The sequence below is a fragment of the Terrabacter ginsenosidimutans genome (assembly GCF_039539425.1).
Classification (GTDB): Bacteria; Actinomycetota; Actinomycetes; order Actinomycetales; family Dermatophilaceae; genus Terrabacter; species Terrabacter ginsenosidimutans.
Map to the genome: position 1 here is coordinate 85,625 of NZ_BAABDC010000011.1, position 8,421 is coordinate 94,045.

Sequence of the window (8,421 nt, forward strand, 5' to 3'; positions counted from 1 at the left end):
GCCCGTGACCACGATCGACGACGTCAGGCAGGCCGTCCGCACCGCGTCCGAGGCGTCCCTCGACGTCGTCCTGGGACCGATGAAGTCGGGCAAGAGCCTCGCGCTCATCTCGCTGCTCTCGCCGCTGCAGTTCACACGCGTGCGCCACCGCGTCTACCAGTCGGAGCGGCACGTCCGGGACAGCGGCGTCACCTCGCGTAGCGGCGGCGTGCTCGCGACGACGAAGGTCAGCAGCCTGCACGAGGCGCTCGACGAGCAGCTCGACGTGGTGGCCGTCGACGAGGTGCACATGTTCGACCTCGACGACGTCGCGGTCGTCGACCAGCTTCTGCGCCGCGGCACCCGCGTCGTCGTGGCCGGCATCGACCTCGACCACCGCGGCGAGCTCTTCGCGCCGGTGCGGGCCCTGCTCGAGCTCGGCCCTGACCGCGTGACCTACCGGCGCGCCGTGTGCGACCAGTGCCGCGACTTCAGCGCCACCCACACCCAGGTGCTCCGCTCGGGGGAGCCGTTCCTCGACCACCTCGGGGGGTCCGAGGCGCTCCCCGACGACGGCACCTTCACCTACGAAGCGCGCTGCCGGTCCTGCTTCGTGCGCCCAACGTCGTCCTGACTGTGGCTTCGGCGCAGGCCGCGCCGTCCCTTGGCGTCCATCCTGAGAAGCATCCGTACCCGGCGGGACTTGTCCAGTAGTCGCTCTACTCAGGCCTCCATTAGGGCGCCCATCCCGCCCAGATAGGGCTACCGATGGGCGCCGATCCCCGGTCAGGAGAGTTGCTTCGGTACGGAGCGTCCGACAGGAATGCAAAATGATGAATGTGGAGTAGGCAGAAGGGTGGACTTCCCCTTGGCCGCCCTGCAATGGCTGGAATAACTTGCGTGGCGACAGACGACGGGGCAGGCTTCTTTCACCCACGACCGTAACCAGTTAGGCGGCATGATGCATCGGCGGCGAATCCTCTCATGACCACATGCCAGCCGTAGAAAGAATCCCGAATGGAAGATCAGCGGCTAGCGGTCAATCCGCACCGGTAAACAAGCTCATCATTCTACAGCGTCAGCCGACCCCTTATCGGCAAAGAGGTGACGACGAACGCGGTACCGCTCGTGCGCCGGCTTCGCATCGGCAGCACCATTTACATTAAGAGATGCCCTGTAGAGACGCGGGATGGAGTACCCATTTCTGGTGGTTCCGATGACGCCGCTCATTTGAAGTTGCTGAAGAATCTCTTCCGCCCTATCTTGAGCCACCGCTGTTTGGCCGATTCTAATCATCAACGACCGCAGACTTGGAAACTCGGCCGGCCCTTTCTCCAAACGCCGCACGTACTTGGCAACACCGGGAAACTCGTTCAATACTGAATCGGTGAGCCTGCGGCGCGACAGGTCTCCAGCCGCGGACTCGATGTCGCGTTGCTCTAGTAGCGGCACTTCGGCGCGCTGCGCATCGCCTAGGTCGAGAGCGCGACGTTGGCGGCTACGGGCGCTCGCCAACGCGAACGAGAAAAGACTCAAGACATTCCTTGGATTGAAGCCTCGATTACCGTCGGCAGTTCGCTCGCAGATCACTTGCGACGTCGAGAGCCTACGTCTGCCCGAAGACAGATCAGGCACGAGCGCTTCCCAACTGCGCTTCACTAGTGAGTGCCCTGCGCGAGGTTCGAGGTAGCGCTCCCGAAAGAGTTGGCTCTGCTGCGCCCTTGTGGCGATGAGGTCTGCGATAGCATCCGAGTTCCATCGGATATCTTCTTGGCGAAGATGTGTTGAGTTCGTAAATGCTACGTCAGATGACATCCTCGCCAGCAGATCAGACCTCAAGAAGATCTTCATATTTACTACACGCGAATAATTCAAAGCCTGTGAAATATCCAAGTGCGTCCGAAGCAGAGCGCGCAGAGCGCGCCTTTCAACCGGAGAGTCCGATGTGAAGCACTCGTCTAAGCGGTCGAACGCTACCCATAGACGCTGCCCTGCATCCATAAGCACCTCTGCGGATTTTTGCAGGACAGAAAAGAAGTCAGCTGGCTCCAGAAGGACCGCTCCTGAGGCCTCTTGATCAGCATCTGCCAGTTCAAACTTCAACGAAGCGCCGAGAGCACCGGTCAGTAACGATCCCTCCGCACCAGCCTCGATCGATTGAGCCCTTCGAATTCTCTGCATCAGAGAGCGCTTTGCCTCTTGCGCTCGCCGAAGTCCGAGGAGTTCTAAGATGTCCCGAATCTCCTCGACTTGATAGCCGTAGCCAGGGGTGCCGTCAAAGGCGTCAACGATCCAGTTCCCGACCAGGGACGTAATATACGCCGTCCAAATTCCCCTTAGGCGACTTTCAGAGCTATCTTCCTTGAACAATACCTTGAATACTGGCGTGCCCGTTGGATTGGCCGCGGGTAGCACAGTCAAATCCTTGGCGATCTGAGTCTCAGTAATGACCCGGTAAATGGCACTTTTGCCGCATCCCTTTGGTCCCGTGATCACATCGGCTTCATCTTTGATCACCCTGGAATACGCTCCGCTGGAGTAGAGAAACACTTCGAGAAGATTCTCTTCATTCTCGGCGGTTCCGTCTCCAAACTCCAGCGAATCCAACACGGCCATTATACCTTCTTGGCTCATGGCATCCCGGTGACTCACGATAAGATCCTTGCGTCCGAATTGTGATTACTGATGACTAAACCAGCATCCGTGCACCCACGGGAACACACTCCCGGATCTTGCCAGAAGCCTGACGCCTGTGGGCCCCTCGGCACGAGCCAACCTGACGCGCCGCTAGTTTCCGTGCTTCATCGCTACTAGCTCCTGCTTGCCGCATCCCTGGCAGACAAGCATCTGCTTGCCCCCGCCTTGAGGTGGAACGTGTGACCCCTGCCGCGCAGGCAACGTTCCTGACTCTCATCTTCTGAGTCTCCGCTTGCAGCGCGGGCGCGCGCTCCTTTCGGCGCAGCCGGGGATATACCCGCAGCGTTGACAGCCACTCCGGCTGCCGATGGTTCCGCCCGACCCGTCGCCCTTCGCTCTGTGATGGCTCCTACCTGGCCGTCATCGCATGCGCCATTGCCTCGCCGGAGTGAGGCCGAGAGACGACCAAGCTGGTCTGTCGCCGTAGAACGCGTAAAGACCGATCTCGTCCGGCACGACCCCGACGGCAACGTTTTAGCTGTGTCGGATGACGGTCAACGATCCAATCGCTGCGTCAATAACGGCCTCATTGGTCATCCTTCATCCTGTCGCAATCAGGACTCGGACGCGGGTGCCTGGCTCAACCGCGCGGGCAGAGGTGAGTCACTCCGCCGCCTGCCGGGTCGGCAGACCTGAAGGTGCTCGTCGCCTTCCCGAGCGCACTATCGAAAGAGGACTACGTCGCCTCAAGGCAATGACTGTGGTCGCGGTACCTATGGTTCCGCCCGCGTGACACGCCACAACATCGTCGGATGCCTCAGCGAATCCGTGCGCCGGGCGGGTGCATTGGCCGCATATCTTCCAGGGGCCAAACCAGCTCGCGAACGGTAACCCTTGCGGAGCCATCGTCCGGGGGCAGCGACGCGAGCGAGGGCGCCGTCTCTTCAGCGAGTCGCACGTGGCCACTTGGTCCCTGATGCCTGCATGATGCACTCATGATCACCCACTTGCTGTCTCAAACTTCTCTATGGACGTGGCAGTTCCTGCGGGATGCTCCGTTCCGGCCAAGAGAGGAAACCATAACGGAGTCCTTGCTTACCGAGTTCGTCCGAGAAGGTGGTTCGACATGCTGGGTCCACTAGGCAACAACCGGGGACGAGGTAAAGTACGGCCTCGATTGGGCATGGGCACTGGAAACGAGGGCTGGCTGGGTCGTGATGCTCGTCAGGCCAAACAAATCGATGGGCGTCGATTCGGGGTGTATCGCGAACTGCGCAAAGCATCAGCGTTGACTCAGATAGATAACCTAATCAGTGCCGCGTCAGTGTTTAACGCGGTTCCGATTTACGCCTTTTACAATAGCGAATTGGCTCCTTTCGGCAGGGTCGGCCACAACGTGAGACTCGGGGCGTGCGGACGAATCGATCTGCGGCGGGAAGAACCCAAGCATGGACCCCCAGGGAACAGCGGTTTTAGCCCCCTTGGCATCACCGTTGCTCACGCCGAGGACGTACGACAGTTTGTGGCCCCCGCGCCAGCGAGCAGCCAGCACGCCAGCGCGCTCAATGGGGCCGCGCTCCCTTGGGAATGCTTGACTTGCCCAAGTTGGGCGTTCAGTTCTTCAAAAGAGGCTTCCCCCCGCATTTCGCGTCTGGCTGCGCAGATCGCTCGTCTTAACTCAACTGATAGCGCTTATCAGTTGGAAGACTTCTGGAACTCTCCCGGCGGTGTGTGGACAGAGCAGCCGACATGGGTTCAAGTATTGATGCAGGGGGGCGATCCAACTGTTGCAGAAGACGCACCGCCAGCCAACTTTTTCCTTGCCACTGCTGCGGTAAGTGAGGATGGCTTCCTGACGGGATAGCGCAGGGCCAGGCGAACGCCAAGGTGTGCACTTCGGGCGTTGAAGCCGCGCTGCAGCAACCTCCGAGGAATGCGGCTCCCCCCTCGGAAGGGCGCTCGGGAGGCCGGCGCGGGCCTGGCACAGACACCGAGTCTCATAGTCCCGCCTGCGGTTCTGGAACCAGCCCATGAGCAATGGTGATGGGCCATCTTCAGTGTCTGCACCGAGCGGACCTTCGCCGACGCGACGCCAACGTGCGACTAGTCAGGCTGCAACAGCCACTCAGTGGTGACCTAAACAAGTACCTCGCGCCGAAACGACTCAAGAAGCACCTCTTCGCAGCGCATGAGGTGGTCGAGACCCAAGTGGACGTGGAGGATTGGGAGCGGGTGAGCGCGGACTACCCGAGCGATCGACGCGCCATCCTTCCAACGATGTTGGGCAACGCTCTTCGCCAGCACGAGCTCATGGCCGGCGCGGCAGTGCACTTGCCCATTTTGCAGTGGGCGACGCACATCGGCATGGTCGCCAATCCCGCGCGCACCCGCTACGTCAATGACCAGCGGACACAGGTGGATCTGGCCGTGAGAGTCGCTGCTTCAGCTGAGGTGGGAGCTATCGCGACCTTCCTGATCTTGTGGCCGAAGGGCTCGCCAGTGCTGCTGACTCTCATTCCGTACGGGGCGGGCCCGCTGTCGTATCGTGGAGCGGTTGTCGCAGCTAACGGATACGGAGCGGCACTGCGCGCTTGGGTGGACTTGAACCGATTTTGGCTCTACGAGGAGCTCGGGCTCCCGGCGCCTCCCGACGCTTCCGGCGAACGAAAGCAGAACGACGCCCTCAAGGGTCTGCTCTCCGGCAGCGACTTGTACATGGCGGACTTCGAAGTCGATCCCCGCGCGCCCACCGCCGAATAGCAACCGCCATCACCATCACGATGTTTGCGGCCGGCCGCAAACCACCCGTCCCACTTCCATCAACGGCGATGCGCCTCACGGAGGTTGCGTCTTAGCGCCGCGAGTTGGCGACTCGGATCTGTCGCTGATCTGTCACGAATCTGCGCGGGCAGGGAGGCCTGTTGCATGCCTCAATAACGAGCGAACTCACGCTGCGCCAGCGTCGGGCAACTCGGGCTACCTTTGAGGCATGGACGAGCAGCAAATGTTCCGAGGTCGCGACGCAATTGCCTGGGCGCGGCGAGGCGCTGCTGTGGACCGCGAGGAGGGCGCGAGGCTCATGCGGGAGCTCGCCGGGGACCTCCCTCCCGGTCATGCACGTGACGACCTCCAAGCGGCTGCGAGCCAAACGGAGGCCTACTCAAGGCTGGTATCAGATCGCGGCCACGGCCAGCATGAGGCGGACGAGATAGATCAGGCGTACGACGACCTCCAGGAAGGACTATCAGCGCTATCGCATCATTTCGCCTGAACCCGTCCCGGGGGGCGCGCACAATCTGTCACGAACGACCGTAGGTGTCAGAATTCTCTAACCGCTATGACGGCGCGACGGTTCTGGGCTTGAGACGCCAGCTTCATGCCGTTGATGCGGCTACGTGCGTGGCGCCCCTACCTTGAAGGCCGTCAGGCAGAATTGGGGAATGACGAGCGAGGATGTCTCCGTGCCGCGTATGTACCGCTGGGGCGACCCAGCCACCGCGGTCGACGGCGAACAAGTCACGCTGTACGAAGACCCTGACGATCTGGTGCCCGCCTCTCACTTCGGACTGACGATCATCAATGATGAGAGGCGCGGCCCGCTGTCTTTGGTGAGTCCCGTAGAGGAGATCGTCGTACCGCTCGAGCGCATCTGGGGTTATCAGGCACAGGTCTCCAGGACGCATGTAGCAAATCCGGCTTCAGTACCCTCAGACAATTTCGTGGGTGAGCACGCCCCAGGGGCGATCGCCTGGCCGGATGGGACCTACCAAGTTGTGGGACATCACCGCGCATCCGCTGCGTGCGCTAGGGCGACTCAACGATGACGGTTCGCGTGACGATGCGCCTCAGGGCTCAAGCCGCCTCGTCCTAGGAACCTGCGCTCTGCGCGGAGATGGAAGTGCGTCTATCCGTCGCGGGGGGATCGCGCAACGTCCATGTCAAGAGAGCCGTTTGAGATCAAGGGGAGTCGCGAAGGGCGGCAACCACGGCCTCTACTGGAGCCAGCAGCATGTCACCGTTAGCGACGACCACGGCGGGAGGAAACGTTGGACCCTTGATACTCCCGCTGCCCGGCTTCTCGCCACGGTGCAGTTCGGCCGACGTCCGCGGCGTATTGCTCCAATGCCTGACGCGCCGAGACCGGAAGCGCAAGACCGGCGAGTTCAAGGCGCACCTCGAAACGCTCGCGTCCGAGTTGCCGGACGACCCGTTCTACGACCGCTGACGCAACAACTACCGCGAGTCCCCGAGCGTATTGGGGTGGGGAAGAGCCCATTTCAGGCTGACCCGATTCAGGTCTGTGGTGGCGCCCCCGGCCAGCCTCACAGTCATCCGCGTCTATCCACAGCGATGCGGCGCGCGGGAGCGTGATTGCAGTGCCCAGGGTCGGAATATCCACGTTTCGCGGCCTCGCTGGGGCAATCCCTCATACCTTGAGGCTTCACAAAGAGAGGCGCGATATGTCGGACAAGATTGTTCCCTGCAAGACCTGCAAGAGCCCGGTCTCAAACAAAGCCACGTCATGCCCGCAGTGCGGCCGAAACCGTCCGGGTGGCGGGACCAGCACTGGAGTCTTCGTCCTCTTCACAGTGGTTCTGGTTCTAGTCGCGATCTGGATTATCTGAGGTATGGATCGTTCGGCCAATCTGTAGCGACGTTCGACTTCTTGGTGTCAGCGATCTAGGCATGACACAGGATTGCCCGAGGGTCGGCGACAGCGACGACCTGACTCTCGGGTCGGTAGGCCGCGGCCACGAGCCGAACTGTCAGGGTCACATCGCCACGTGCTCACGGGCTGACCCGCGACGCCATGAGGGCAAGGACGACGCGGCCCCCTTAGTTCCTTTTCCCGTCTGCGAGGATTTCGTAGACGCGTGCGTCAGAAATGCCGAGATGCTGGGCGATCTCGTGCACGCTCTTTGTCTGTCGCGCCTCGACGAGCGCCTCGAAGCGCAGGCGTCGCAGCGTGGTAGGCACGATCTGCGTGATGTATTCGAGCAGGTCGAGCGCTGCATTCGCCCGTTCGAGAGGGTCGTTGAGCCCTTTGATGGCGGCTTTGGCATCGGCGAGGCCGTGGGCTGCGCAGCTGATCGGTCCGGGTGTCTCAGTCATGCAACAGACATTAGGGGGTAGGGTTGACACGCGTCAAGCCCACCCCCTAAACGGCGACATTCAAGCATCCCGATAGAGAGCCCGGCTCGACGCTTCCGGTCCGGTGCGGCAGAGATCGAATCCGTGACGCCGTCTCCCCTTCCAGCGTACGTGTCACCTCCGCACCACCCCGGATGGTGCGTCCTTCCGTCGCGAGCTGTTCAACAAAGCCGTTCTAGCAGCACCGCCGGAACGCGTCCCTTCTTCACCACGGCCATGTGCTCCAGGCGCCAACTCCAGTCCCGACCAGCAACACGACCCAGCCGTTGCGATACCACCCTTCACGCGATGCGATACGTCGAATTGATCGACGGTTGCTCGCGCTGGCGCAATTTTCCTTCTCGCGCTTCGCGGACTCGACGGCGGCCAGCACGAACTGGATGCCAGCACCAACGAGCAGGAGGACGTTGGAGAGGAACGGCAGGTAGTTGTGCATGAAGCGAATGTCTCACTCAAGGCGGACACCCCTCACGCATGGCGCACATGCTGGCGTACGTGCGATGAACGGTTCGGCCTGCGCGTCACTCCGCCGCCTGCCGGGCGCTCGATTTCTACGCGATCCCGCCAAAGGGTGAATGGCCCTCTGAGTCACCTAGCCCGGGCGGTCAGGCCTCGTCCGGCGTCTGGGTGGACTCGTCCCGAGTGCGCTCCGGG

At 61.7% G+C, this 8,421-nt stretch carries 7 protein-coding genes; 4 read left to right on the plus strand and 3 right to left on the minus strand.

Annotation, left to right across the window (positions count from 1 at the left end):
* Nucleotides 1-4: 4 nt before the first annotated feature.
* The gene (locus ABD831_RS20575; protein WP_344951351.1) at nucleotides 5-613 is read left to right on the plus strand and encodes a thymidine kinase; all 609 of its coding nucleotides are present in this window, start codon (nucleotides 5-7) and stop codon (nucleotides 611-613) included.
* Between the two features lie 431 nt (nucleotides 614-1,044).
* Here ABD831_RS20575 and ABD831_RS20580 read toward each other — a convergent pair whose 3' ends face one another.
* The gene (locus ABD831_RS20580) at nucleotides 1,045-2,631 is read right to left on the minus strand and encodes a P-loop ATPase, Sll1717 family (protein ID WP_344951354.1); all 1,587 of its coding nucleotides are present in this window, start codon (nucleotides 2,629-2,631) and stop codon (nucleotides 1,045-1,047) included.
* Between the two features lie 2,217 nt (nucleotides 2,632-4,848).
* On the opposite strand from ABD831_RS20580, the gene ABD831_RS20585 reads away from it, so the two are divergent.
* From ABD831_RS20585 to ABD831_RS20595, 3 genes are all read left to right on the plus strand, one after another.
* Nucleotides 4,849-5,376, plus strand: a complete 528-nt coding sequence (locus ABD831_RS20585) for a hypothetical protein (RefSeq protein WP_344951357.1) — start codon at nucleotides 4,849-4,851, stop codon at nucleotides 5,374-5,376.
* A 229-nt stretch (nucleotides 5,377-5,605) separates the two neighbouring features.
* Nucleotides 5,606-5,887, plus strand: a complete 282-nt coding sequence (locus ABD831_RS20590; RefSeq protein ID WP_344951360.1) for a hypothetical protein — start codon at nucleotides 5,606-5,608, stop codon at nucleotides 5,885-5,887.
* 169 nt (nucleotides 5,888-6,056) lie between these two features.
* Nucleotides 6,057-6,440 (plus strand): hypothetical protein, encoded by a 384-nt coding sequence (locus ABD831_RS20595; protein WP_344951363.1) that lies wholly within the window; start codon nucleotides 6,057-6,059, stop codon nucleotides 6,438-6,440.
* 1,012 nt (nucleotides 6,441-7,452) lie between these two features.
* Here the strand turns inward: ABD831_RS20595 and ABD831_RS20600 are convergent.
* Together ABD831_RS20600 and ABD831_RS20605 are read right to left on the minus strand one after the other, a co-directional pair.
* Nucleotides 7,453-7,728: a hypothetical protein gene (locus ABD831_RS20600; RefSeq protein WP_344951366.1), complete on the minus strand. Its 276-nt coding sequence runs from the start codon at nucleotides 7,726-7,728 to the stop codon at nucleotides 7,453-7,455.
* Nucleotides 7,729-7,972: 244 nt separating this feature from the next.
* The gene (locus ABD831_RS20605) at nucleotides 7,973-8,203 is read right to left on the minus strand and encodes a hypothetical protein (RefSeq protein ID WP_344951370.1); all 231 of its coding nucleotides are present in this window, start codon (nucleotides 8,201-8,203) and stop codon (nucleotides 7,973-7,975) included.
* Nucleotides 8,204-8,421 lie beyond the last annotated feature (218 nt).